The sequence below is a fragment of the Gordonia polyisoprenivorans NBRC 16320 = JCM 10675 genome, from assembly GCF_000241325.1.
In the GTDB taxonomy this organism is placed as follows: Bacteria; Actinomycetota; Actinomycetes; order Mycobacteriales; family Mycobacteriaceae; genus Gordonia; species Gordonia polyisoprenivorans.
This window is the reverse complement of the sequence record NZ_BAEI01000066.1, coordinates 21,878-46,030: the sequence shown is the minus strand read 5'-3', so window position 1 is coordinate 46,030 and position 24,153 is coordinate 21,878. Positions and strand designations below refer to the sequence as shown.

Annotated in this window: 22 protein-coding genes and 2 tRNA genes; 6 read left to right on the top strand and 18 right to left on the bottom strand. The window is 67.0% G+C overall.

What is annotated here, in order from left to right:
- Window positions 1-1,827 (top strand): RNA degradosome polyphosphate kinase (locus GOPIP_RS17285; protein WP_006371037.1); only part of this gene is annotated, 1,827 nt, incomplete at its 5' end.
- Between the two features lie 177 nt (window positions 1,828-2,004).
- Complete coding sequence (locus GOPIP_RS17280; RefSeq protein ID WP_006371036.1) at window positions 2,005-2,943, top strand: bifunctional NUDIX hydrolase/histidine phosphatase family protein; 939 nt, start codon at window positions 2,005-2,007, stop codon at window positions 2,941-2,943.
- Between the two features lie 137 nt (window positions 2,944-3,080).
- Here GOPIP_RS17280 and GOPIP_RS17275 read toward each other — a convergent pair whose 3' ends face one another.
- The 3 genes from GOPIP_RS17275 to leuC all read right to left on the bottom strand — a co-directional run bounded on the left by GOPIP_RS17275 (window position 3,081) and on the right by leuC (window position 6,022).
- The gene (locus tag GOPIP_RS17275; protein ID WP_006371035.1) at window positions 3,081-3,680 is read right to left on the bottom strand and encodes an HU family DNA-binding protein; all 600 of its coding nucleotides are present in this window, start codon (window positions 3,678-3,680) and stop codon (window positions 3,081-3,083) included.
- A 189-nt stretch (window positions 3,681-3,869) separates the two neighbouring features.
- Complete coding sequence (leuD, locus tag GOPIP_RS17270; RefSeq protein ID WP_006371034.1) at window positions 3,870-4,463, bottom strand: 3-isopropylmalate dehydratase small subunit; 594 nt, start codon at window positions 4,461-4,463, stop codon at window positions 3,870-3,872.
- An 80-nt stretch (window positions 4,464-4,543) separates the two neighbouring features.
- Window positions 4,544-6,022, bottom strand: a complete 1,479-nt coding sequence (gene leuC / locus GOPIP_RS17265; protein WP_006371033.1) for a 3-isopropylmalate dehydratase large subunit — start codon at window positions 6,020-6,022, stop codon at window positions 4,544-4,546.
- Window positions 6,023-6,128: 106 nt separating this feature from the next.
- Between leuC and GOPIP_RS17260 the strand changes: the two genes are divergently transcribed.
- On the top strand, window positions 6,129-6,860 hold the full coding sequence (locus tag GOPIP_RS17260) for an IclR family transcriptional regulator (RefSeq protein ID WP_006371032.1): 732 nt from the start codon (window positions 6,129-6,131) through the stop codon (window positions 6,858-6,860).
- A gap of 113 nt (window positions 6,861-6,973) precedes the next feature.
- Complete coding sequence (locus GOPIP_RS17255) at window positions 6,974-7,471, top strand: PPOX class F420-dependent oxidoreductase (RefSeq protein WP_006371031.1); 498 nt, start codon at window positions 6,974-6,976, stop codon at window positions 7,469-7,471.
- Between the two features lie 89 nt (window positions 7,472-7,560).
- Here GOPIP_RS17255 and GOPIP_RS17250 read toward each other — a convergent pair.
- From GOPIP_RS17250 to GOPIP_RS17230, 5 genes are all read right to left on the bottom strand, one after another.
- A tRNA-Glu gene (locus GOPIP_RS17250) sits at window positions 7,561-7,633 on the bottom strand.
- A gap of 17 nt (window positions 7,634-7,650) precedes the next feature.
- Window positions 7,651-7,722: transfer RNA gene (locus tag GOPIP_RS17245), tRNA-Gln, on the bottom strand.
- An 84-nt stretch (window positions 7,723-7,806) separates the two neighbouring features.
- Complete coding sequence (gene gltX, locus GOPIP_RS17240) at window positions 7,807-9,315, bottom strand: glutamate--tRNA ligase (protein WP_006371030.1); 1,509 nt, start codon at window positions 9,313-9,315, stop codon at window positions 7,807-7,809.
- Window positions 9,316-9,349: 34 nt separating this feature from the next.
- Window positions 9,350-10,174, bottom strand: coding sequence for an alpha/beta fold hydrolase (locus tag GOPIP_RS17235; RefSeq protein ID WP_006371029.1), 825 nt, complete (start codon window positions 10,172-10,174; stop codon window positions 9,350-9,352).
- Entirely contained in the window at window positions 10,171-10,944 is a 774-nt protein-coding gene (locus GOPIP_RS17230) for a fumarylacetoacetate hydrolase family protein (RefSeq protein WP_006371028.1), read from the bottom strand. Before GOPIP_RS17230 ends, GOPIP_RS17235 begins: the two co-directional genes overlap by 4 nt.
- 139 nt (window positions 10,945-11,083) lie before the next feature.
- Here GOPIP_RS17230 and GOPIP_RS17225 point away from each other — a divergent pair, with 139 nt between their 5' ends.
- A complete protein-coding gene (locus GOPIP_RS17225) occupies window positions 11,084-12,304 on the top strand; it encodes an MFS transporter (protein WP_020170782.1) in 1,221 nt (406 codons plus the stop codon).
- A gap of 7 nt (window positions 12,305-12,311) precedes the next feature.
- Here the strand turns inward: GOPIP_RS17225 and GOPIP_RS17220 are convergent, their stop codons facing one another.
- The 4 genes from GOPIP_RS17220 to serA form a co-directional block, all read right to left on the bottom strand.
- On the bottom strand, window positions 12,312-13,304 hold the full coding sequence (locus GOPIP_RS17220) for a hypothetical protein (protein WP_006371026.1): 993 nt from the start codon (window positions 13,302-13,304) through the stop codon (window positions 12,312-12,314).
- The gene (locus tag GOPIP_RS17215) at window positions 13,301-13,651 is read right to left on the bottom strand and encodes a GntR family transcriptional regulator (RefSeq protein ID WP_014360520.1); all 351 of its coding nucleotides are present in this window, start codon (window positions 13,649-13,651) and stop codon (window positions 13,301-13,303) included. The genes GOPIP_RS17220 and GOPIP_RS17215 overlap by 4 nt, the downstream gene beginning before the upstream one ends.
- Before the next feature lie 180 nt (window positions 13,652-13,831).
- Complete coding sequence (locus tag GOPIP_RS17210; RefSeq protein WP_006371024.1) at window positions 13,832-14,842, bottom strand: 3-isopropylmalate dehydrogenase; 1,011 nt, start codon at window positions 14,840-14,842, stop codon at window positions 13,832-13,834.
- Entirely contained in the window at window positions 14,839-16,434 is a 1,596-nt protein-coding gene (serA, locus tag GOPIP_RS17205; RefSeq protein WP_006371023.1) for a phosphoglycerate dehydrogenase, read from the bottom strand. The genes GOPIP_RS17210 and serA overlap by 4 nt, the downstream gene beginning before the upstream one ends.
- 295 nt (window positions 16,435-16,729) lie before the next feature.
- Between serA and GOPIP_RS17200 the strand changes: the two genes are divergently transcribed.
- Window positions 16,730-17,395: a chymotrypsin family serine protease gene (locus tag GOPIP_RS17200; RefSeq protein WP_006371022.1), complete on the top strand. Its 666-nt coding sequence runs from the start codon at window positions 16,730-16,732 to the stop codon at window positions 17,393-17,395.
- A 93-nt stretch (window positions 17,396-17,488) separates the two neighbouring features.
- Here GOPIP_RS17200 and GOPIP_RS17195 read toward each other — a convergent pair whose 3' ends face one another.
- The 6 genes from GOPIP_RS17195 to GOPIP_RS17170 all read right to left on the bottom strand — a co-directional run bounded on the left by GOPIP_RS17195 (window position 17,489) and on the right by GOPIP_RS17170 (window position 23,974).
- On the bottom strand, window positions 17,489-17,887 hold the full coding sequence (locus GOPIP_RS17195) for a hypothetical protein (protein WP_006371021.1): 399 nt from the start codon (window positions 17,885-17,887) through the stop codon (window positions 17,489-17,491).
- A complete protein-coding gene (locus GOPIP_RS17190; protein ID WP_035728300.1) occupies window positions 17,880-20,006 on the bottom strand; it encodes a hypothetical protein in 2,127 nt (708 codons plus the stop codon). The genes GOPIP_RS17195 and GOPIP_RS17190 overlap by 8 nt, the downstream gene beginning before the upstream one ends.
- Complete coding sequence (locus tag GOPIP_RS17185; RefSeq protein ID WP_006371019.1) at window positions 20,003-20,302, bottom strand: hypothetical protein; 300 nt, start codon at window positions 20,300-20,302, stop codon at window positions 20,003-20,005. Before GOPIP_RS17185 ends, GOPIP_RS17190 begins: the two co-directional genes overlap by 4 nt.
- Window positions 20,303-20,453: 151 nt before the next feature.
- Window positions 20,454-21,467 carry a ketol-acid reductoisomerase gene (gene ilvC, locus GOPIP_RS17180; RefSeq protein WP_006371018.1) on the bottom strand — a complete coding sequence of 338 codons (1,014 nt, stop codon included), beginning with the start codon at window positions 21,465-21,467 and terminating at the stop codon, window positions 20,454-20,456.
- Window positions 21,468-21,545: 78 nt separating this feature from the next.
- On the bottom strand, window positions 21,546-22,046 hold the full coding sequence (ilvN, locus tag GOPIP_RS17175) for an acetolactate synthase small subunit (protein ID WP_006371017.1): 501 nt from the start codon (window positions 22,044-22,046) through the stop codon (window positions 21,546-21,548).
- Window positions 22,043-23,974 carry an acetolactate synthase large subunit gene (locus tag GOPIP_RS17170; protein WP_170320224.1) on the bottom strand — a complete coding sequence of 644 codons (1,932 nt, stop codon included), beginning with the start codon at window positions 23,972-23,974 and terminating at the stop codon, window positions 22,043-22,045. Before GOPIP_RS17170 ends, ilvN begins: the two co-directional genes overlap by 4 nt.
- Window positions 23,975-24,153: the final 179 nt, after the last annotated feature.

Genomic DNA, 24,153 nt, shown 5'->3' with positions numbered 1-24,153 from the left:
GCCGACCGGCATGCCCGCGTGTTCCTCGATTCGGTACGACCCGACTTGGCGGACAACGGAATTCACGTGGTGTCGTGGTCGGAGCTCGATGCCGATCAGCAGAAGCGGATGGTGGAGCACTTCCACGAGCAGGTCTTCCCGGTACTCACCCCGCTCGCCGTCGATCCGGCCCATCCGTTCCCCTACATCTCCGGGCTGTCGCTGAATCTGGCGGTGACGGTGAAGGACACGAACGAGGGCGGCGAGCACTTCGCGCGAGTCAAGGTGCCCGACAACGTCAATCGTTTCGTCCGCGTCGACCAGCTCGCTCCCGGGTCGGCGGTGGCCGACGGCCGCGGCCACCACCCCGCCGTGCTGTTGCCGATGGAAAACCTCATCGCCGCGAATCTGGAACATCTGTTCCCGGAGATGCAGATCGTCGAGCATCACGTCTTCCGGATCACCCGCAACGCCGATTTCGAGGTCGAGGAGGATCGCGACGAGGACCTGTTGCAGGCTCTCGAACGCGAACTCGCCCGTCGCCGTTTCGGTTCACCGGTGCGTCTCGAGGTCGCCGACGACATGAGCGAGCACATGCTCGAGTTGCTGCTGCGGGAACTCGACGTCAATCCGGCCGACGTCATCCAGGTACCCGGATTGCTCGACCTGTCCTCGCTGTTCGAGATCTACGGTCTGGATCGTCCGCACCTGAAGGATCGTCCGTTCGTTCCCGCAACACATCCGGCGTTCGGTGAACGCGAGACGCCCAAGAGTGTCTTCTCCACCCTGCGCGAAGGCGATGTGCTCGTCCATCATCCCTATGACTCGTTCTCGACCAGCGTTCAGCGGTTCATCGAACAGGCTGCTGCCGATCCGCACGTGTTGGCGATCAAGCAGACGCTGTACCGCACGTCGGGTGATTCGCCGATCGTCAACGCGCTCATCGACGCCGCCGAAGCGGGCAAGCAGGTCGTGGCGCTCGTGGAGATCAAGGCACGTTTCGACGAACAGGCCAACATCAAGTGGGCGCGTCAACTCGAGCAGGCCGGTGTCCACGTCGTCTATGGTCTGGTCGGCCTGAAGACGCACTGCAAGACCTGCCTGGTGGTGCGGCGTGAGGGTTCGACGATCAAGCGCTACTGCCACATCGGAACCGGCAACTACAATCCGAAGACCGCCCGGCTGTACGAGGACGTCGGGTTGCTCACCGCCGCACCGGATATCGGCGCCGACCTGACCGATCTGTTCAACACGCTGACCGGTTACTCGCGCAAGACCGAGTACCGCAACATCTTGGTCGCCCCGAACGGCATCCGTTCGGGAATCGTCGATCGGATCGATCGGGAGATCCTCGCTCATCACGAGGGCGACGAGCGCGCGCGGATTCGTTTGAAGGCCAACGCACTCGTCGACGAGCAGGTCATCGACGCCCTGTATCGGGCCTCGCAGAGCGGGGTTCCGGTGGAGATCGTGGTACGCGGGATCTGCGCATTGCGGCCGGGGATGCCGGGTGTGAGTGACAACATCGTGGTGCGCTCGATCCTGGGACAGTTCCTGGAGCATTCGCGCATCATGCATTTCGGGGCGCAGGACGAGTACTGGATCGGCAGCGCGGACATGATGCACCGCAACCTCGATCGTCGGATCGAGGTGATGGTGCAGGTGCGCGATGAGCGCCTCACCGGTGAACTCGCCGACATCTTCTCCTCCGCCCTCGATCCGCGAACCCGGTGCTGGGTGCTGCATTCCGACGGTAGCTGGGTGGCCTCCCCCGCCGCGGGTGAAGAGGTGCGCGATCATCAGCGACAGATGATGCGGCGGAATCGCCGCCGGGACTCGGGCGCATGATCCCGCCGGGACTCGGGCGCATGATCCCGCCGGGACTCGGGCGCATGATCCCGCCGGGACTCGGGCGCATGATCCTGCCGGGGTGGGTCGACACCGTCCGGTAACCGTGGTCGGTTACGATCGCCCGCGTCCCAGGGGTTCACGGGTGTCGACAAGAGCAGAGGTGTACACGAGGCGATGTCCAAGTCGGGCAAGTCGGATTCGCAGAAGAGCGCTCCCGCCAGGACCGTTTGGGCGGCCGGTGGGGTGTTGTGGCGCCGATCGAAGGGGACGGTGCAGATCGGGGTGGTGCACCGCCCGCGGTATGACGATTGGACGTTGCCCAAGGGCAAGCTCGACGCCGGTGAGACCCTGATCGATACCGCTGTCCGGGAGATCGACGAGGAGACCGGGCATGTGGTGCGTCTGGGTCGGCTGCTGACGACGGTGTCCTACGATCTGCCGCACGGCCGCAAGCATGTCCGGTACTGGTCGGCGGAGTCGGTGGGTGGGCGCTTCGAGGCCAATCATGAGGTCGACGAGCTGGATTGGTTGTCGACGGAGCAGGCGGCGGATCGCCTGAGCTATCGGCTGGATCGTTCCGTGCTGGAGGAGTTCACGCGGTTACCCGTCGAGCTCACGACGTTGCTGCTGGTGCGGCATGCGCGTGCGGGCAGTCGTTCTCGGTATCGGGGTGAGGACCGGACGCGCCCTCTCGACGCGGTGGGTCGGGAGCAGGCGCGGGCGCTGGTGCCCTTACTGGCGGCGTTCGGGGTGACCGAATTGCACAGTGCGAACCCGGTCCGTTGCGTCGAGACTCTCGCCCCGACCCGAGATCGTCTCGGGGGCACCATCATCGAGGAACCCACGTTGTCGGAGGCGGCCTATGCCGACGACCCGGCGCCGGCCCGTGCGCGGATCAGGGAACTCGCCGAGCCCGGGGATGGGCGGGTGCGTGCGGTGTGTAGTCAGGGCAAGGTGATTCCGCCGCTGATGCAGTGGTGGGCCGAGCACGACGGTCTCACTTTGCCGAAGGCGCGCAACCGCAAGGGAAGTGTGTGGGTGCTCTCGGCACTCGCCGGCACTCTGGTGGCGGCCGACCACATCGATTCTCCTCTCCCGCGTCTCGATCACTGAGCCGAAGGCGACTCGATCACTGAGCCGACCGCGACTCGTCGATGGCGGGGCCCCACACAGCAACTCACCCCTGACGAGGGAAGTTCGTCAGGGGTGAGTGCGATCGTGGTCGCCCCGGGTGTGCCCCGGTTGCGGGCTCAGCGCCGGGTGGTCTTCTTGGCGGGGGCCTTCTTGGCGGCGGTCTTCTTGGCGGGAGCCTTCTTTGCCGCGGTCTTCTTGGCGGGAGCCTTCTTGGCCGCCGTCTTCTTCGCTGCAGTGGTCTTGGCCGGCGCCTTCTTGGCGGCGGTCTTGGTTGCAGTGGTCTTGGCCGGGGCCTTCTTGGCGGCGGTCTTCTTGGCGGGAGCTTTCTTTGCCGCGGTCTTCTTGGCCGGGGCCTTCTTCGCCGCGGTCTTCTTCGCGGCGGTGGTGGTGCCCGCACCGCTTCCGCGCTTGACGGCCGGACCGGTCGCCGAGAGCTTCTGCTTGCCGGCGACGACGGCCTTGAACTGCGCGCCCGGACGGAACGCCGGAACCGAGGTGGCGCGCACCTTCACGGTCTCACCGGTACGCGGGTTGCGTGCGACGCGCGGTGCGCGACGACGCTTCTCGAAGACACCGAACCCGGTGATGGTGACACTCTCGCCGCGGTTCACCGCGCGGACGATGGTGTCGACGATCAGCTCGACCGCTTCGGTCGCGGTCTTGCGATCAGCGTCGAGCTTCTTGGTCAGCTCATCGATGAGCTCTGCCTTGTTCATTGATATACCTCCGCAAGCTGTTCTGGCCGTATCTGATATAGCCAGCTAACCCCACACGGTAAACGTCCGAGGCGAAAACGTCCATCTTCCACGCCAATCGACGGGACGTGTTGCGAAAATTTCAGGCCGCTAACACGTTCCGTCGATGGCGTTCGGGGCTTGCCGAGAGGTCGAACCCGGGAGCAGAACTCAGGCCGGCAGGGTCACCGGCTTGAAGGCGGGCCGCCCGTTCTCGTACTCGGAAATCGCGTCTACCTGCCGTAATGTCAGGCCGATGTCGTCGAGGCCCTCCATCAGACGCCACCGCGTGTAGTCATCAATTGTCAACGGCACCACGAGGTCTGCTGCGGTCACCGTCCGCTCGGGAAGGCTCACAGTCACTTCGAGGCCGGGCTGCTCCTCGAGTCGCTTCCACAGCAGTTCGACGTCGGATTGCTCGACCTGGGCGGCCACCAGGCCCGCTTTGCCCGCGTTACCCCGGAAGATGTCGGCGAACCGGGAGGAGATGACCACCCGAAAACCGAAGTCCGACAGCGCCCAGACGGCATGTTCGCGCGACGACCCGGTCCCGAAGTCGGGTCCGGCGACCAGGACCGAACCGCGATTCCAGGGTTCGGCGTTGAGGATGAAGTCCGGATCGGAGCGCCAGCCGGCGAAGAGTCCGTCCTCGAATCCGGTTCGGGTGACCCGTTTGAGGTAGACGGCGGGGATGATCTGGTCGGTGTCGACGTTGCTGCGGCGCAACGGCACGCCGATCCCGGTGTGCTCGATGAAGGGTTCCATGATGTGACTCCGGTCTGTGAATGAGAGGTGTGGCGGGCACTCGCCGGGAGTTCCCGCCGAAGGCCAAGACTTCTGGGGCGCTACAGGTCTGCGGGCGAGGACAAGGTGCCGCGCACCGCGGTGGCGGCGGCCACGGCCGGTGAGACGAGGTGAGTTCGCCCACCCTTACCCTGCCGGCCCTCGAAGTTGCGGTTGGAGGTCGAGGCACAGCGCTGACCCGGGGCGAGTTGGTCGGGGTTCATCCCGAGGCACATCGAGCATCCGGCCTGACGCCACTCGGCGCCTGCGGCAGTGAAGATCTCACCGAGACCCTCCTCCTCGGCCTGTGCACGCACGCGCATCGACCCGGGCACCACCAGCATCCGGAGTCCGTCTGCCACTTTGCGGCCCTTGAGGATTTCGGCAACGGCACGCAGATCCTCGATCCGTCCATTGGTGCACGAGCCCACGAACACGGTGTCGACGGCCACCTCGCGCAGCGGGGTGCCGGGCGTGAGGTCCATGTATTGCAGCGCCTTGGCTGCTGCGCCGGAGGCGGTTTCGTCGCCCATGTCGGCCGGATCGGGCACCGTCGCCGACAGTGGCGCGCCCTGGCCGGGATTGGTTCCCCAGGTCACGAACGGAGAGAGCGTGGCGGCGTCGATGCGGACCTCGGCGTCGAACTCCGCGCCGGGATCGGTGCGCAACGAATCCCAATAGGCCACCGCCGCATCCCAGTCGGCGCCGGTGGGGGCGTTGGGGCGGCCCCGCAGGTACTCGTAGGTGACGGCGTCGGGCGCGATCATCCCGGCGCGGGCGCCGGCCTCGATCGACATGTTGCAGATGGTCATCCGCGCTTCCATCGACAGTTTCTCGATGGCCGAGCCGCGGTATTCGAGGACGTAGCCCTGCCCGCCGCCGGTACCGATCTCGGCGATGACGGCCAGGATGAGGTCCTTGCTCGTGACGCCGGTCGGCAGATCACCGTCGACGGTGATGGCCATGGTCTTGAAGGGACGCAGGGAGAGCGTCTGGGTCGCGAGGACGTGCTCGACCTCGGAGGTGCCGATTCCCATTGCCAGCGCACCGAATGCGCCGTGGGTCGAGGTGTGCGAGTCGCCGCAGACCACCGTCATACCCGGCTGGGTCAGTCCCAGTTGCGGGCCGACGACGTGCACGATGCCCTGCTCGGCATCTCCCATGGGGTGCAGCCGGATACCGAATTCCTCGCAATTACGACGCAGGGTCTCGACCTGCGTGCGCGACACCGGGTCGGCGATGAGGTCGGTCTTGATCGTCGGGACGTTGTGATCCTCGGTGGCGATCGTCAGGTCGGGCCGGCGCACGGGACGGCCGGCGAGCCGCAGACCGTCGAAGGCCTGTGGACTGGTGACCTCGTGGACCAGATGGAGATCGATGTAGATCAGGTCGGGTTTCGACGCCCCGTCCCCGCGGACGACGACGTGGTCGTCCCAGACCTTCTCGGCGAGAGTGCGTGGCCCCGTTGGGGTGTTCGGGGTGTCCGCAGCGCTGTATGTCGCGCCCGCAGGGCTGTTCGATCCGGCTGGGTTGTTCGTCATGGCTGCACTCGCATCCGTCTCTGGCAAAGTCGCTGTCGGCGACCGGAATGGGCTGCGGATCACCGACCGACGTGCATCTCAGTATTTGGACAGCTAGTATCGTCCTATGGGAAAGGATAGCGCATCGGAGCCCAGCAGCGGAATCGGTGTCCTCGACAAGTCGGTCACCGTCCTGCGCGCCATCGCCGAGACCCCGTGCAATCTCACGGAATTGTGCGAACGCACCAGCCTGCCCCGGGCCACCGCGCATCGACTCGCGGTGGGACTCGAGACGCACCGCCTGCTCGCACGCAACGCCGCCGGCCGCTGGTATCCCGGGCCGGCCTTGGGCGAACTCGCCTCCTCGGCACATGATCCGGTGCGCGAGGCCGCACTGATGGTGCTGCCGCGACTGCGGGAGATCACCGGCGAATCGGTCCAGGTGTATCGCCGCGAAGGCTCCGAGCGGGTGTGTATCGCGGCGATGGAACCACCGACCGGCCTGCGGGACACCGTCCCGGTGGGCACCCGGTTCCCGATGACCGCCGGGTCGGCCGCGAAGGTCCTCGCGGCGTGGGCCGACACGAGCACACAGCGACACCTCTTGGCCGACAGTGCCTTCAGCGACCGCTCACTGCACGACATCCGACGACGCGGGTGGGCACAGAGTGCCGGTGAGCGTGCGGCGGGCGTCGCCAGCGTCTCGGCCCCGGTACGCGATGCGGCAGGCGAAGTCGTTGCCGCGATCTCGGTTTCGGGGCCGATCGACCGGATGGGACGCCGGCCCGGGGCCCGCTGGGCCGCGGATCTTCTTGCCGCCGCCGACGCCATCCACAAGAGGTTGGTGTCGGCCCGATAGGGCCACTGGGTTAGCGTCGGTGAGGAACCACAGGCACGAACCACACAGAGATGAACCACAGGAATCCGCGGACGGGTTTCCGGTCGCGGGCATGAGGAGGAAGTGACCGGGCAATGGGCACAAACCAGCGCACCCAGATCGTGATGAGTCCCGACGAGATCGAGGAGTTCATCGCCCGCAGCCGAACCGCCACCCTCGCCACGACCGGACCCGACGGCAGCATTCATCTCGTTGCCATGTGGTACGGGATCATCGACGGCGAGATCTGGTTCGAGACGAAGGCCAAGTCGCAGAAGGCCGTCAATCTCCGGCGCAACAATCGGTGTTCGGTTCTCATCGAGGACGGCGACACCTACGACACCTTGCGCGGCGTGGCCATCGAGGGCACCGCGGAGATCCTCGACGACGCCGATTCCTGCCTGCAGGTGGGTATCTCGGTGTGGGAGCGATACACCGCCCCGTACACCGAGGAATCCAAACCCTTCGTCGAGCAGATGATGAACAAGCGCGTCGCGGTACGCATCACCGGAAGCCGGACGCGCTCCTGGGATCACCGCAAGCTCGGTCTGCCACAGACGCCGGTGTCCGGATCGACGGCCCAGTATCTGTAGGCGCCGCTGCCTCCGGCGTCGATAACATCCCCGGCTGCACAAGCGAAAGGCGCCCTCCCCGGGATTACCGGGAAGGGCGCCTTTCTCTGTAGCCCCGACGGGATTCGAACCCGCGCTACCGCCTTGAGAGGGCGGCGTCCTAGGCCGCTAGACGACGGGGCCATAGACCTTGGTGGTCGCTGGGGTACCAGGACTCGAACCTAGAATGGCGGTACCAGAAACCGCTGTGTTGCCAATTACACCATACCCCAAGGTTTTCTCTTTTCCTCTCGGAAAAGAACCTGCGATAGATTAGCAGAGCACTACCCCTGGACCACAAATCGCCTGGTCAGTGGCTACTTTGCCGCCAACTCCCGGGCCGCGCGCAGACGCGCGAGGCTCACGTCGCGGCCCAGCAGTTCCATCGACTCGAACAGCGGCGGCGAGACCTGCGACCCGGTCACCGCAACCCGCACCGGACCGAACGCCTTGCGCGGTTTGAGGCCCAGATCGTCCACCAGCGCGGCGTTGAGGGCGTCGTGCAGTGCGGGCGTCTGCCACGACGACAGACCCTCCACGGCGGCGATGGTGGCGTCGAGGACCGGCACCGCGTCGGCACCGAGATTCTTGGCGGCGGCCTTCTCGTCAATGGTGAACTCCGCGTCGGAGACGTAGCAGAACGACATCAATGCCCACGCGTCGCCCAACACCTGGATTCGGGTCTGCACGAGTTCGGCGAGGGCGGTGAAGGTGGCGTCGTCGATCGGCTCCGACAGGTGACCGCGCTCGATGAGGTAGGCCTTGAGCCGCGCGGCGAAATCACCGAGTTCGAGCATCCGGATGTGCTCGGCGTTGATCGCGTCGGCCTTCTTCTGGTCGAACCGCGCGGGATTGGAGTTGACGTCGCGGACATCGAATTTGTCGATCATCTGCTCCAGGGTGAACACATCGGTCTCGTGCGAGTACCCCCAGCCGAGCAGCGCGAGGTAGTTCAGCAGACCCTCCGGCAGGAATCCGCGGTCCCGGTGATGGAACAGGTTGGACTGCGGATCGCGTTTGGAGAGTTTCTTGTTGCCCTCCCCCATGACGAACGGCAGATGCCCGAAGACGGGCACCGCCTCGGCCACCCCGATCCGGATCAGCGCCTCGTACAACGCGATCTGGCGCGGGGTGGACGAGAACAGGTCCTCGCCGCGCAACACATGGGTGATCCGCATCATCGCGTCGTCGACGGGATTGACGAGGGTGTAGAGCGGATCGCCGTTCGCACGGGTCAACGCGAAGTCGGGAACGGTACTCGACTTGATCGTCGTGGCGCCGCGGACGAGATCGTCCCAGGTGATGTCACGGTCGGGCATGCGAAGGCGCACAACGGGATTGCGGCCCTCGGCGCGATAGGCGGCACGCTGTTCGTCGGTGAGGTCGCGATCGAAGTTGTCGTAACCGAGCTTAGGGTCCCGGCCGGCCGCGCGATGCCGTGCCTCGACCTCCTCCGGGGTCGAGAACGCCTCGTAGGCCTCACCCGCCGCCAACAGACGCGCCACCACGTCGAGGTGGATTCCACGACGCTCCGATTGCCGGTACGGACCGTACGGTCCGCCGACCTCGGGGCCCTCGTCCCAGTCGAGTCCGAGCCATCGCAACGATTCCAGGATCGCGTCGTAGGACTCCTGGCTGTCGCGGGCGGCGTCGGTGTCCTCGATGCGGAAGACGAAGGTGCCCTTGTCGTGTCGCGCCTGCGCGAAGTTGAACAGCGCGGTGCGCACCATCCCGACGTGCGGGGTACCCGTGGGGGACGGGCAGAATCGGACGCGCACGGCGTCGGAGCCTGCGGGATCGGGGCGGGCGGAATCGGTACTGGCCATGCGGCTCAGCGTATCGAACCGACCACCCGGGGAGTCAGTCCCGGTGGCGGTCGCAGAAGTCGACGATGAGCCGATTCACCTCAGCCGGCTGTTCGAGATAACCGAAGTGCCCGGCCTTGGCCACCTCGGCGTACTCGGCTCCCGGGATCACCTCGGCCACCTCGCGTGCCAGCTTGACCGGCAACGTGCGATCGTCGGCGAATCCGACGACGAGCGCGGGCCGGGTGATGCGCCGGTATGCGTCGAGACGATTGGCCTCCCGGTGGTGCAGTCCGAGCTGAGCACGCACCCCGGGGGTCACGGTCTGCGGTGAGAACCCGATGATGTCGAGCCAGTCCTGTGCGGCCCGATCGTCGTCGAGGGTGTGCGGCGACAGGTTGAGGTGCGCGGTGATGGCGGCCTCGTACTCCGGAGGCAGGGTGATCTTCTGGTCGTAGAGCGCGCGCTCGCCGGCCGAGATCGCTTCCTGCAGCGGCGTGCTGCGGCCGTAGGTGGCCAACATCACCGCGCCGCGGACGAGGTCGGGCCGCGCCAGGGTGAGTTCCTGGGTGATGCGGGCACCCAACGAGGTCCCCACGACGAAAGCCGGTCCACCGAGATGCTCGATGAGTCCGGCGGTGTCGGCCACCATGTCCTCGAGCGTGAACCCGGCGGCGCACTCCGAGGACGGGGCGATGCCACGGTTGTCGAACAGGGCGACACGATAGCCGGCCTTGCGCAGGGCCGGCTCCTGATTTGCCTTCCACACCCGGCCCGGGCTGCCGGTGCCCATCACCATCACGACGAGCGGACCCTCGCCGGCGACCTCGTAGGACAGGTCGATCCCGTTGATCCGTGCGGTGCTCACCGGTGCCGTCACGGCTTGTCCACCACCGGATTGCTCAGTGTGCCCAGACCTTCGACGGTCACCGAAACCCGTTGTCCGGCAACCATCGGACCCACCCCCTCTGGGGTGCCGGTGAGGATTACGTCACCGGGCAGCAGCGTCATCACCCGGGAGATCCACTCGACGATGGCGCCGATGTCGTGCAGCATCAACGAGGTTCGGCTGCGCTGGCGCACCTCGCCGTCGAGTTCGGTGCGGATCTCGGCATCCGACGGATCGAAGGCGGTGTCGATCCACGGCCCCAGCGGGCAGAAGGTGTCATACCCCTTGCCGCGTGTCCACTGTCCGTCGGCCTGCTGCTGATCGCGGGCGGTCACGTCGTTGGCGACGGTGTATCCGAGGATGACCCCGGCCGCCTCGGAGGCCTTGACGTCCTTGCACGGACGACCGATCACCGCGGCAAGCTCACCCTCGAAATCGACACGGTCCGAGGACGGCGGGCGCACGATGGGGACCTCCGGCCCGATGATCGAGGTGTTCGGTTTGAGGAAGATCACCGGGTTCTCGGGAGCCGAGCCCCCCATCTCGGCCGCATGCGCGGCGTAGTTCTTGCCGATGCAGATGACCTTCGTCGCCAGGATCGGCGCGAGCAATCGGACATCGGCCAGCGGCCAACTCCGACCGGTGAACGTCGGGGTGCCGAAGGGATGCTCGGCGATCTCCTTGGCGACGACACCGTCACCGGAATCCTCGAGCGAGACAAAGGCGACACCATCGGGACTGGCGATTCGACCAAGACGCATGGCCCGAGGGTATCGCACCGGCATTGTCCACACTTCGGGACGTCGATTGGCATCCCGACGATCACGGGTTCTAAAATATGGGAGTCAATTCTCATATTATGAGACACGACCAGACCCGAGAGAGCTTCGAGGAGGCGACATGAATTCCCCCGACACCATCGGCACCACCCGCAGGTGGGCGATGCTCGCGTGTTCGCTGATCGCCGCGATGACCACGACCTGTGTGGTGTCCGGGATCGCCTACCTCATCCCCGCCCTGCACGCCGAGGGCATGAGCGTGTCGCGGGCGTCGGTGCTCGCCGCGGTTCCCACGGTCGGATTGATGATGGCCATCATCGGCTGGGGCAGCCTGCTCGATCGCCACGGCGAACGCGTGATCCTGACGATCTCGCTGTCGCTGACCTTGATGGCGGCGATCGCGACGGCAGTGGCGGCATGGCGATCGGCCCCGTTCACCGTGTTGGCGGCGTTGCTCTTCCTCGGCGGCCTGAGCTCCGGTGCCGCCAACGGCGCCAGCGGCCGGATCGTGGTCGGCTGGTTCCCCGCGGCCCAACGCGGCACGGCCATGGGCGTCCGGCAGATGGCCCAACCCCTGGGAATCGCGGTGTGCGCGTTGAGCATGCCCGCGATCGCCCAACACCGCGGCATCGCCGCAGCGCTGGTGGTCCCCATCGTGGTGACCGCGCTCGGGTTGCTCGCGTGCGTCCTGGGCATCGTCGACCCGCCGTCGGCTCGCTCGATCACCGCCGCACCAGCACGAAACCCGTACCGCGACAGCTGGTTCCTGGCACGCGTACACGCCGTCAGCGTGCTCCTGGTGATCCCGCAGTCGATGCTGTGGACCTTCGTGCCGACCTGGCTCATCGTGGCCCGCCACTGGTCTCCGGCCACGGCCGGTGTCCTCGTGACGATCACTCAGACGCTCGGCGCGCTGGGGCGCATCGCGGCCGGGCGATGGTCGGACGCATGGTTGTCCCGCATGCGGCCGATCCGGCTGATCGCCGTGGTCGCCGGTGTCGCGATGGGCGTTCTGGCACTGACCGATTGGGCCGACAGTCCGGTGTGCGTGGTTGTCATGATGGTGGCCTCGATCGTCTCCGTCGCCGACAACGGCCTGGCCTTCACCGCGATCGCCGAATTCGCCGGGCCGCGCTGGAGCGGACGTGGTCTCGGCATCCAGAACACCGCACAGTATCTGGCCACCGCCGCCACCACCCCGCTGTTCGGCGCCCTGATCACCGCGGTCGGCTTCCCGCTGGCCTTCGCCGCGAGTGCGGTGGCTCCGGTGATCGCGGCACCGTTGGTTCCGCGCGACCAGCTCCCGCAGCCGGAGCCGGTGTCGGTCGACACGCCCGGCTGAGAGTCGCTCAGCCCGGCAGACGTTGGGCGAGCACTGCATTGATCAGGCCGGCCGCGGTCGCGGCATCGTCGACGACGACGAAGTCGCGCCGGCCGTCGGTGCGAGTCACCATCACGGCCTCACCGGAGCGCACCACGAATCCCCACGCGCCCTTGCCCTCTCCCCGGATGGCCAGACGGCGGCCGTAACCGCCGGTGTCGCGCAAAGCGTGCACCGTGATGACCTCGGCACGGACGATGTCGGCCATGGCGATCTCCTGACGCGGCCACGGCAGCGCGCCGCGCACCGTCATCGCACTGCGATCGATCCGCACCCGCACGGTTCCCATCAGGACGGCGCCGAGGACGATCAGGGCGGGAACCACCAGCAGCCACCACACCCCGGTCACCGCGGTGATGATGACCAGCACCACCGCGGTGGCGGCCAAGAGGACGTCGGCGACCACCGAATTCCCCACCGAGCGTTGCCAATAGAAGCGTTCTCCGGAAGCGAGGTCTTCGGCGGGGACCGCACCCACGGGCCCGCCAACCGCGGTGGCCCACTGCGGGATGAGAACCCAACTCGCCGCCGCGACGACCGCCGCGATCGCAAGGGTGAGCAGGATCGGCACCACCGGTGTGGCAACGTCGTGGACGTCGGCCACTCCCCGCTGACCTGCCGCCACCGCGGGGATCACCCCGGCGATCGCGACCACGAGAAAGTTGATCAGCGCCACGCTCGCCCGGACCTGCCGGGGATGTGACATCGCGAGGGACGCCACGGTGTTCAGCGCAGCGGCGAGCACACACACGACCACCACCGTCACGATCGCGCCGGCGATGCTGCTCGTGCCGTCGACTCCCCCGGTACCCCAATGTGACGCCATCGGATCGGGAAGATCGCCACGCCATGCCGACAGCAACGACACTGCGACACCCAGCATGACGACTGACGGGACCACGCCCACCAGCGCGCACCGAAATCGTTGTTCCCGAGTGGGTTTCGACGCTGTCGCGGTCATGACATCCTCCTGGTGATCTCTGCCGACAATTCCGTGGGTCCGAGTCCCCACCGCTGCGCCACCCCGATGAGCCGATCGAGGGCCTCACCGATCTCGGCCTGTTCCGGCGCGCGATCGGACACCACCGCGCCCCGCCCGCGACGCAGTTCGACGAGCCCCTCATCCCGCAGGATCTGATAGCCGCGCAGCACCGTGTGGACGTTCACGTCCAACGAGGCGGCCAGTTCCCGCGCTGCGGGCAGCCGTTCACCGGCGCCGATGTCACCGCGGACGATGGCGCCGCGAACCGACGCCGCGATCTGGGCAAAGATCGGCGAACGATCGGTGGGATCGACTCGGATGAACACACTCTGATTGTATAGTTCTATTGAAACTAGAACAAGTGACGCCCGAGATCCCCATTCCACGGTCTCCGTCGGAGACCCCTCACGCCGACCACAGATGACGGTGGCCCGGTCCGGGGGTGGGGTCTCCTCGACCACCACACCACCGGACCGGGCCACCGGGCAAGTGCAGAATCCTATGCGCTACAAGCGCTCTCGAATACGCTTACCGATCTCCGAGGTCGACAGCTCCTGGCCGTCGCGGTCGAGCAGATCGTCGGCGACGGCCTGTTCAACACGTCGAGCGCCCTCGGCATCGTCGAGGTGATCGAGGAGCAGCGCCACCGACAGGATGGCGGCGGTGGGGTCCGCCTTGCCCTGACCGGCGATGTCGGGGGCGCTGCCGTGCACCGGTTCGAACATCGACGGATTGGTCCGCGTGGCATCGATGTTGCCCGACGCGGCGAGCCCGATCCCACCGGAGACCGCGGCCGCGATGTCGGTGATGATGTCGCCGAACAGGTTGTCGGTGACGATCACGTCGAACCGTCCGGGGTCGGTGACGAGGTAGATCGTCGCGGCGTCGACGTGGCAGTAGTCGGTGGTGACATCGGGGTACTCGGCACCGATCTCCGCGACCGCCCGACTCCACAACGATCCGGCGAAGGTCAGCACATTGGTCTTGTGGACCAATGTGAGGTGTTTGCGCCTGCGGCTCGCCCGCTCGAAGGCATCCCGGACGACGCGCTCGACGCCGAAGCGGGTGTTGACGCTGACCTCGGTGGCGACCTCGTGCGGGGTGCCCACACGGATCGAGCCACCGTTGCCGGTGTAGGGGCCTTCGGTGCCCTCACGGACGACGACGAAATCGATGTCGGGGTCCCCGGCGAGCGGCGAACTCACTCCGGGTAGCCGGCGCGAGGGCCGCAGGTTCACATGGTGATCGAGCGCGAAACGCATGGAGAGCAGCAGTCCGCGTTCGAGGACCCCCGACGGCACCGACGGATCACCGATCGCGCCGAGCAGGATCGCGTCGTGCTCGCGCAACGAATCCAGATCGGCCTCGGTCAGCAATTCACCGTTGCGGTGATAGCGCCGGGCACCGAGGTCGTACTCGGTGGTCTCGACGTCGGGAGTCACCACCCGCAGCACCTCGAGTGCCTCGGCGATGACCTCGGGGCCGATTCCGTCCCCGGCGATGACGGCGAGCTTCATGACAGATCCACCTGTTCGATCAGAGTTGCACCGACTGCGGACTCGATGGCCTCGACCACCGAGTCGTCGACCTCGCGGCTGACCCGCAAGATCATGGTGGCACCGGCACCTGCGGCGTCCTGGGAGAGCGCTGCGGCCAGGATGTCGATGCCCGCGTCGCCGAGCAGCGTACCGATCTTGCCCAGCGAGCCCGGCTGATCGGTGTAACTCACCAGGAGGTTGAGGCCCTCGGCGCGCATGTCGAAGTTGCGTCCGTTGATGTTGACGATCTTCTCCACCTGCCGCGGCTCCGACAGCGACCCGGCCACGTTGTGGACCGAGCCGTCGGCGAAGACCGCCTTGACGTCGACCACGCTGCGGTGATTGGGGCTCTCGGTGGCGGTGGTCACCTCGCTGGTGACACCGCGCTCCTGCGCCACCTTCGGGGCGTTGACGAAGGTGATCGGCTCGGTCAGGGCGGCCTCGAACAGGCCGCGCAGCGCCGACAACCCCAGCACGTCGACGTTGCTCGCGGCGAGTTCGCCGCGCACGTCGACGACCAGTGACGTCGGCAGTTCGGAGCTGATCGCCCCGACGAGCACACCGAGCTTGCGGGCCATCTCCAGCCACGGGGCGACCTCTTCGTCGACCGTGCCGCCGACGATGTTGACCGCGTCCGGGACGAAGTGGCCGGCCAGTGCCAGCCGCACACTCTTGGCGACATCGGTACCCGCGCGGTCCTGGGCCTCGCTGGTCGAGGCACCCAGGTGCGGTGTCACCACGACCTGCGGCAGCTCGAACAGCGGCGAGTCGGTGCACGGTTCGGTGGCGAAGACATCGAGGCCGGCGCCGCGGACCTGTCCGGCGACGATCGCGTCGGCCAGCGCCTGCTCGTCGATGAGCCCGCCACGGGCGGCGTTGACGATGATCACGCCCTTCTTGGTGCGGGCCAGCTGGTCGGCGCCGATGAGGCCGAGGGTCTCGGGCGTCTTGGGCAGATGCACCGTGATGAAGTCGGCGCGCTCGAGAAGCTCGTCGAGCGAGACCAATTCGATGCCGAGCTGGGCCGCACGCGCCGGCGACACGTAGGGGTCGTAGGCGATCACGTGGGTCTCGAAGGCGGCCAGTCGAGCAGCGACGAGCTGGCCGATCCGGCCGAGTCCGACCACGCCGACGGTCTTGTCGAAGATCTCGACACCGTTGAATGACGAACGCTTCCAGGTGTGTTCACGCAGGGTCGCATCGGCGGCCGGGATCTGACGGGCCGCCGAGAGCATCAGCGAGATGGCGTGCTCGGCGGCGGTGTGGATGTTGGAGGTGGGCGCGTTGACCACCATCACGCCGCGCTCGGTGGCGGCCGGCACGTCGACATTGTCGAGGCCGACGCCTGCGCGCGCGATGATCTTCAGTTTCTTGCCCGCGTCGAGGACCTCGGCGTCGACGGTGGTGGCCGAACGCACCAGGATCGCGTCGGCGTCGACGACGGCTTCGAGCAGTTTCGGGCGATCGGGTCCGTCCACCCAGCGCACCTCGACCCCGTCGCCGAGGGCTTCCACGGTCGAGGGGGCCAGTTTGTCGGCGATGAGAACGACCGGCAGGCCAGCTGAGGTCACAGTTTTTCTCCAGAATCGGTGGCGAGATCGGGCGCGATGCCGTAACGGCATCCGCAAGTCAGCTTAGAGACCTCTCCTGATGCGGCGAACAGCCGGGCGTCGACGCGACCGAGCGGCACAGGGTGGACGTGTACATTGTGAGCGGCATTACGGAAGTGTTGCGATGCGGCGGCAGAGTGTCGCCGAACCGCGGCACCCGTCGAATCCGCCGGTACGGTGGCGCTTCGGGTGATGTGTCAACAATCGATTCGGCGGTCGAGAAGCCGCGCCGGTCGGGTAGCAGAGTGGAGTATGGATGAAGAAGAAGCTGACAGTACTGTTGGCTGTCCTGGCAGCGACGGTACTCGCCGGCTGGGGGGCTCCCGGCGCCGCACAGGCGGCACCGGCGAAGATCTTCCTCGGCGGTGGATCAGGAATCCTGATCCTGCAGGGCGGTGACTCCGCCAAGGCGTGCACCCTGACCACGATCGGTCATGCGAAGACCGGTCAACTGATCGGCATCACCGCAGGACACTGCGGCCAGCCCGGGCAGCAGGTCCTCTCCGAGACGTTCCAGGATCGCGGTCAGGCCGGTGTGGTGACCTATTCCGACCCGAAGGACGATGTCGCGATCATCGAGTTCGACCCGTCGCGCGTCGTACCGCTGCGCACCGTGCGGTCGGTGACGATCCGCGGGATCGACACCCGCCCGATCGGTTTCCCGACCGTGGCGTGCAAGGAAGGCCGCACCACCGGCAGCACCTGCGGTGTCGCCTGGTTCTCCGACGGCGACGTGCACTTCTCCCAGATGTGCGTCATCGAGGGTGATTCCGGCAGCCCGGTGGTCGTCGGCGACAAACTCGTGGGCATGGTCAACGCCTACTACTTCCTCGGCTGCCTCGGCCCCGAGACCGGCACCAACATCGGGCCGATCCTCAACTACGTGAACCACACCAAGTACAAGGGCTTCTCGGTCTACTGACCCTGAACTCGCTCCATCGAGTGCGCCCCCTCCCCACCTCGGGAGGGGGCGCACTCGTCTGTGGGGTCGGGCGTGCGTGCAGATCTCGCCGATTCATCCGCCGGTACCGTGTCGTCGGCGATGATCGGCCATCTCGGCGTCGAATTCGCGCCGCGTCAGCTCGGCGATGCGCCGATGGTCCTCGGCGTCGATTCCGCCTGATCTCCACGACCATCCACCATTCTCGATCCAGTCGTCGAGAGCGGCGTCGATGCGCCGGCGCAGCTCCGCGTCACGGACTCGCCGGTCACGCCAGAACAGTGCATGGTCATCGGGGCGCCAGGTGCTCGGCAACGGAAGGACGGCGTCGATCAGGCCCGCTTCGACCCCTGTGACGCCGTCGAGTCCGGCGACCATGCTCCGGATCTCCTCGGTGCGTTCGGGCTCGTGCGCCAGATCTCGCAGCACCGCAACGTATTCCGGAGGCAACGGTGAGTGGGCCCGATCAGACATCGGCTCGACCGTCGTCGACGAGTGATCCGTCACGCAGGCGCCGCAACACCCGGGCGTCGGCGAGTTCATCGCGCAGTTCCGGATGCCGCCGGTAGAAGTCCAGAAGCCAGAAGGTCGTCGGCGCTCCGAGCCGCACGACGTTCAGGCGTAGCCGCGGTTCCTCGTCCGCGCCGATGGCCAGCCATGCGTCGGCACCCCTGCGACGTCTGCCCACATCGGTGGGCATCGGCTCGGTGCGTTCGAGGTCGGTCCAGGCGATCGCGCCCCGTGGACCGAGTCTCTTGCCGACGACCAGGGCGTGCGGGGTCAGCACCAGAGGGTCGGGCCGGCGCCGAACCATTTCCCAGACGAGACCGACCGCACCGGTGACAGCGACGGCCAGAAAGGTGAACGGCGAGACCGGCCGCGGCGAGTGTTGCACGAAGGAGAGATCGAGTTCTCCGGAGCACACGGCGTAGAACGCCCCGGCACCGCCGAGGGCGAACGCCGCCGGCAACGCAATGTCCACCGCACGTTCGCGGTCATCGACACGAATCACCAATGCCGCCCCCGCGATTCGCACGCCGCGGAGGTCCGGTCGGGTCGCGCCCGTGCGCATCCACCGGAGTTCTTCGGACAACAGCAGCAGGGCGACCCCCGCGGCGCCGGACGCGGCCGCCACCGCCACGACGACGCTGCCGCCGAAAGCCGACATCACCGACGCCCCCGCGAAGATCGAGCAGACAACAGCCCAGAAGACCCTGCCCACCCACAGACGCCACCGCGCTCCCTGCCAGGCACGTGGGCATCGATGGTATGCAGGCCGCTTGCCGACCACCTCGAGATTCCTCATCGACACAGCACCTGCCCCACGATGTTGCCCACCGTGGACCCCCCCAAGACTCACGATTGCGCCGGTCCAGAAGGCCCGCAGCGGACTCATCTCCGGGGCCAATGCCAGCAGTGCCAGATCGGCGCCCAACCCGACACCGCCGGCCACGCCTGCCACACACCGTTCGTAGCCGTTCTCCGCCGTGGCGACCCCCATCGCCGTACCGAGCAGCGTCAGACCCGGCCCGGCCGCTTTCGCACCGATCTCCAGGCGCGCAACCTGGGCCTGGGTGAGGTAGGGAAGCCCGCGTGCCACGGCGGATTCGGTCGCGGACATGCCACCCGCGGCCAGGGCGATCGCATAGTCACGGGAGGACGGGATGGGGAAGGTGATCCCGTCGACGACCGCCTCGGTCGTACCGTCGGGGCGCTCGGTCACGACGGCGGGCGACTTGCCCGGACGAGTCAACGACACGGTTGCCGTGCCATCGCCCGCGACGGTGCGCGTGGCGGTCAGAACACCTTCCGGACTGCGGAATTCGGTCCGGTTCACTCCGGGACCGCTGGTGTAGGTCTGCCGGGAGCCGTCGAGCATCCTCACCGTCGTCGTCGTGGTGTCACCGGCGGTGGTGGTCTCGGTCTCGACGACCGTACCGGTCATGTGCTCGAGCAGTCGCGCACGTTGCAGGCCGCGGCCGAACTCGGGGTTGGTGCCTCCGGTGTTGTCACCGTGCGGGGCTTCGGTGAAGTCCTTGGGCGCGTGGGGATCCGCGTCGATCTCGGGAAGGGCCAGGCCGAGACCATCGCCCATCAGTTTTCGGCGCACAAACGCGCCGATGTCGTGATCGGCTCGGCTCAGGTCGACCAGGGCGGGATTGAGTTGCACCTGAAAGGTGTCGGCGACGGTCGCCAGCGTCGCGGCCAACGTCGCCGGGTAGTTCTTGACGCGCGGCAGCACGAGCCAGTCATCGGTGACGAACAGGTCGCCGGATTCGATGACCGTCAACAGGTTTCGAATCCTCGACGCCGCCGCGGTGAGGTCCGGAGCGGACCGGGCGACACCGATCGCCGAGTTGCGCGCGACGGCGCTCAGCGCGGTGGCCCGGCGGCAGCCGACGTCGGTCGCCGTCTCACCGGACTGCGCGGCCACGCCGGACCACAGACCGTCTTGCGCCACACGCGAGATGGCGTACCGGGCGCCCGAGACCTCGTCGTCGAGTGCTTCGCCGCTGTCTCCCAGCGTGTGGCCGGCAGCCCCCACCGATTCGGTCCGCCAGGTGTCGAACACCGTGCGGCTGGGAATCATCACGCCCTCCCGGGGGCAGGGACGCGACCGAACCGGTCGGCCAGTGCGGCATCGGAGGTCTCGTACTCACCGGCCGCGGTGTACACGGCCGCCGACACCTGCTCGAAGTAGTGGCCCACACCGGCCAACAACGGCCGCATCGCCGAGGCGGCGGTCTGTGCGGCGTACGCCGTGGTGGAGCCGGGCATCAGGGCCGCGAGGGCGTCGAAGTGGTGCGGCATGGGCGACGCGGAGCACTGTGCACCTACCTCATCGACCCGAGTGGCGAACTGCCGCAACGCTTCCGGATTGACATCCATGACTCTCCCCCATCACGATCGACACCGATGGGCCAAGCGTAGAACAGATGCATCGACGGGCCGAGAATTCATCCACAGCCCACTCGCCTGCCGCCCGAGACGAACGTGGCCCCGTTCCCATCGGGAACGGGGCCACGAATCACGCTTGTGTTCAGGCGGTTTCGGTGATCGGGCGATCCACCCAGCTCATCAGGTCGCGCAGCTTCTTGCCGGTGACCTCGATCGGGTGCTCGGCATTCTTCTTACGCAGGTCCTCGAGCTCCTTGTTGCCGCCCTCGACGTTGGCGACGAGACGCTTGACGAAGCTCCCGTCCTGGATGTCGGAGAGGATGGCGCGCATCCGGTCCTTGGTGTCGGCGTCGATGACCCGCGGACCCGAGAGGTAACCACCGAACTCGGCGGTGTCGCTGACCGAGTAGTTCATGCGGGCGATGCCGCCCTCGTAGATCAGATCGACGATGAGCTTGAGCTCGTGCAGCACCTCGAAGTAGGCCATCTCCGGGGCGTAACCCGCCTCGACCATCACCTCGAAGCCGGTCTTGATCAGTTCCTCGGTGCCGCCGCACAGCACGGCCTGCTCGCCGAAGAGATCGGTCTCGGTCTCCTCCTTGAAGGTGGTCTTGATGACGCCGGCACGGCCGCCACCGATCGCACTCGCGTAGCTGAGCGCCAGCGCCTGACCCTCACCCTTCGGATCCTGGTCGATCGCGATCAGGCAGGGCACACCCTTGCCGTCGACGAACTGCCGGCGCACGAGGTGACCGGGGCCCTTCGGGGCGACCATGCCGACGGTGACGTTGGCCGGCGGCTTGATCAGACCAAAGTGGATGTTGAGACCGTGGCCGAAGAACAGCGCGTCGCCGTCCTTGAGGTTGGGCTCGATGTCCTCGGTGAAGATCTGCGCCTGGCTGGTGTCGGGGGCCAGCATCATGATCACGTCGGCCCAGGCGGCGGCCTCGGCGGCGGTCATCACCTTCAGGCCCTGCTCGGCGGCCTTCTCCCGCGACTTGCTGCCCTCGCGCAGGCCGATCGCGACGTCGACACCCGAATCACGCAGCGACAGCGAATGCGCATGCCCCTGGCTGCCGTAGCCGATCACCGCGACCTTGCGGCCCTGGATGAGCGACAGATCGGCGTCGTCGTCATAGAACAATTCGATCGCCACAGTTGACTTCCCTTCGATATGTGTTGTGCCCCAAACGAATCGGTTATCCCGCGTGGGGCGCGTTGTGACTTGCGTGCGTCAGCGGTTGGCCGACATGCTCTTCGGGCCGCGTCCCAGGGTGACCGCGCCGGATTGCGCGATCTCCCGGATGCCGTACGGATCGAGCATCCGCAGCAGCGCCTCGAGTTTCTCGGCGGTGCCGGTCGCCTCCACGGTCAGCGACTCCGGGGAGACGTCGATCACCTTGGCGCGGAACAGATTCACGACCTCGATGACCTCCGAGCGCACCGTGGAGTCGGCGCGCACCTTGACCATCATCAGCTCACGTGAGACCGAGCTCGACGGGTCCTGCTCGACGATCTTGATCACGTTGATCAGCTTGTTGAGCTGCTTGGTGACCTGCTCGAGCGGGAAGTCCTCGACGGAGACCATGATCGTCATCCGCGAGACACCCTTGAGCTCGGTGGGCCCCACGGCGAGGGACTCGATGTTGAATCCGCGCCGGGAGAACAATCCCGACACGCGGGCCAGGACGCCCGGACGGTCCTCGACGAGGACGCTGAGGGTATGGGTACTCACTTCTGCTCGCCCTCCTGGCCGAGATTGGTGCTCTGATTGACCACTTCGTGGATGTCGGCGGGATCGGAGGCCGACGCATCGTCGTCGAACAGCGGCCGGATGTCGCGGGCCGCCATGATCTCGTCATTGCCGGTTCCGGCAGCCACCATCGGCCACACCTGCGCGTCGGCACCGACGATGAAATCGATGACGACCGGGCGGTCGTTGATCTCGCGGGCCTTGGCGATGACCTCGTCGACCTCTGCCTCGTTCTCCACCCGGAACGCCGCACAGCCCAGCGCCTCGGCCAACTTGACGAAGTCGGGGATGCGCATCGAGTGGGTCGCCAGGTCGGTGTTGGAGTAGCGCTCCTCGTAGAAGAGGGTCTGCCACTGCCGCACCATGCCGAGGTTGCCGTTGTTGATCAGGGCAACCTTGATCGGGATGCCCTCGATCGCACACGTGGCCAGCTCCTGATTGGTCATCTGGAAGCAGCCGTCGCCGTCGATGGCCCACACCTCGGTGTCGGGCGCGGCCATCTTGGCACCCATCGCGGCGGGCACCGCGTACCCCATCGTGCCGAGTCCGCCGGAGTTGAGCCAGGTCCGCGGCTTCTCGTAGGAGATGAACTGCGCCGCCCACATCTGGTGCTGACCGACGCCTGCGCAGTACACGGCGTCGGGGCCGGCGAGCTTGCCGATCTGGGAGATCACGAACTCCGGCGACATCGAGCCGTCGGCGGGACGGTCGTAACTCAGCGGATAGGTACGGCGGATGCCGTCGAGGTAGTCCCACCACTCCTCGAGCTCCGGCGTGGTGCCGGTGGTGGCCCGTTCGGCACGCAGTGTGTCGAGCAGATCGAGGATGACCGCTTTGCAGTCGCCGACGATCGGCACGTCCGCGTGGCGGTTCTTGCCGATCTCCGCCGGGTCGATGTCGGCGTGAATGACCTTGGCGCCTTGGGCGAATGACGAGAGCTGGCCGGTCACCCGGTCATCGAAGCGGGCGCCGAGCGTGATCAGCAGGTCGCTGCGCTGCAACGCGGCGACGGCCGCGACGGTGCCGTGCATCCCCGGCATGCCCAGGTGCTGCGGATGCGAGTCGGGGAACGCGCCGCGCGCCATCAGGGTGGTGACGACGGGGATGCCGGTGAGCTCGGCGAGTTCGAGCAACTCCGCCGAGGCGTTGGCCTTGATGACCCCGCCGCCGACGTAGAGCACCGGGTTCTTGGCGGCGTTGATCATCCGCGCCGCCTCCCGCACCTGCTTGCCGTGCGGCTTGGTCACCGGCCGGTAGCCGGGCAGGTCGATCTGCGGCGGCCACGAGAAGGTCGTTTGGGCCTGGAGGATGTCCTTGGGGATGTCGACCAGCACCGCACCGGGACGACCGCTCTCGGCGATGTGGAAGGCCTCGGCGATGACCCGCGGGATGTCGATCGCGTTGTACACCAAGAAGTTGTGCTTGGTGACCGGCATGGTGATACCGGAGATGTCGGCCTCCTGGAAGGCGTCGGTGCCGATGAGCGCGCGACCGACCTGGCCGGTGATCGCGACGACGGGCACCGAGTCCATCTGCGCGTCGGCGAGCGGGGTGACGAGGTTGGTGGCGCCGGGACCCGACGTCGCCATCATCACCCCGGCGCGGCCGGTGACCTGTGCATAACCGGTGGCCGCGTGTCCCGCCCCCTGCTCGTGACGGACGAGCACGTGGCGGACCTTGCGCGAATCGAGCAGCGGGTCGTACACCGGGAGCACCGCACCGCCGGGAATACCGAAGACCACCTCGACACCGAGTTCTTCCAGCGAACGGACCACCGACTGCGCGCCGCTGACGCGCTCGGGGGCGACGGTGTTCTGCCGTACCGCGCGGAGGCTGCCCGCCGCCGGCGATTCCTGACGCGACCCGGCGCCCGGAGTGGTCGTGTCCGTACGTGCTGTTGGTGCGCTCACTGCACGGTCCTTCGTGTTCATGGTCGACGGTCGTCGTTCTCAGTCGCAGGTGGACTGCCGTACTGGTCTGTACTACCGCTCAACCGGGGATTCGGGGTCAATGGGGGTGGGCAACAAAAAACCCCCGACAGCGGTTGCTGTTCGAGGGTGGCGCGTCGATGCTTGGAGGTCGATGAAGT

Excerpts from the sequence above, each read along its gene's own strand:
- GOPIP_RS17280 (WP_006371036.1), top strand. The coding sequence starts at position 2,005 with ATGTCCAAGTCGGGCAAGTCGGATTCGCAGAAGAGCGCTCCCGCCAGG.
- GOPIP_RS17275 (WP_006371035.1), bottom strand. The coding sequence starts at position 3,680 with ATGAACAAGGCAGAGCTCATCGATGAGCTGACCAAGAAGCTCGACGCT.
- leuD (WP_006371034.1), bottom strand. The coding sequence starts at position 4,463 with ATGGAACCCTTCATCGAGCACACCGGGATCGGCGTGCCGTTGCGCCGC.
- leuC (WP_006371033.1), bottom strand. The coding sequence starts at position 6,022 with ATGACGAACAACCCAGCCGGATCGAACAGCCCTGCGGGCGCGACATAC.
- GOPIP_RS17260 (WP_006371032.1), top strand. The coding sequence starts at position 6,129 with ATGGGAAAGGATAGCGCATCGGAGCCCAGCAGCGGAATCGGTGTCCTC.
- GOPIP_RS17255 (WP_006371031.1), top strand. The coding sequence starts at position 6,974 with ATGGGCACAAACCAGCGCACCCAGATCGTGATGAGTCCCGACGAGATC.
- gltX (WP_006371030.1), bottom strand. The coding sequence starts at position 9,315 with ATGGCCAGTACCGATTCCGCCCGCCCCGATCCCGCAGGCTCCGACGCC.
- GOPIP_RS17230 (WP_006371028.1), bottom strand. The coding sequence starts at position 10,944 with ATGCGTCTTGGTCGAATCGCCAGTCCCGATGGTGTCGCCTTTGTCTCG.
- GOPIP_RS17225 (WP_020170782.1), top strand. The coding sequence starts at position 11,084 with ATGAATTCCCCCGACACCATCGGCACCACCCGCAGGTGGGCGATGCTC.
- GOPIP_RS17220 (WP_006371026.1), bottom strand. The coding sequence starts at position 13,304 with ATGACCGCGACAGCGTCGAAACCCACTCGGGAACAACGATTTCGGTGC.
- GOPIP_RS17210 (WP_006371024.1), bottom strand. The coding sequence starts at position 14,842 with ATGAAGCTCGCCGTCATCGCCGGGGACGGAATCGGCCCCGAGGTCATC.
- GOPIP_RS17200 (WP_006371022.1), top strand. The coding sequence starts at position 16,730 with ATGAAGAAGAAGCTGACAGTACTGTTGGCTGTCCTGGCAGCGACGGTA.
- GOPIP_RS17195 (WP_006371021.1), bottom strand. The coding sequence starts at position 17,887 with ATGTCTGATCGGGCCCACTCACCGTTGCCTCCGGAATACGTTGCGGTG.
- GOPIP_RS17185 (WP_006371019.1), bottom strand. The coding sequence starts at position 20,302 with ATGGATGTCAATCCGGAAGCGTTGCGGCAGTTCGCCACTCGGGTCGAT.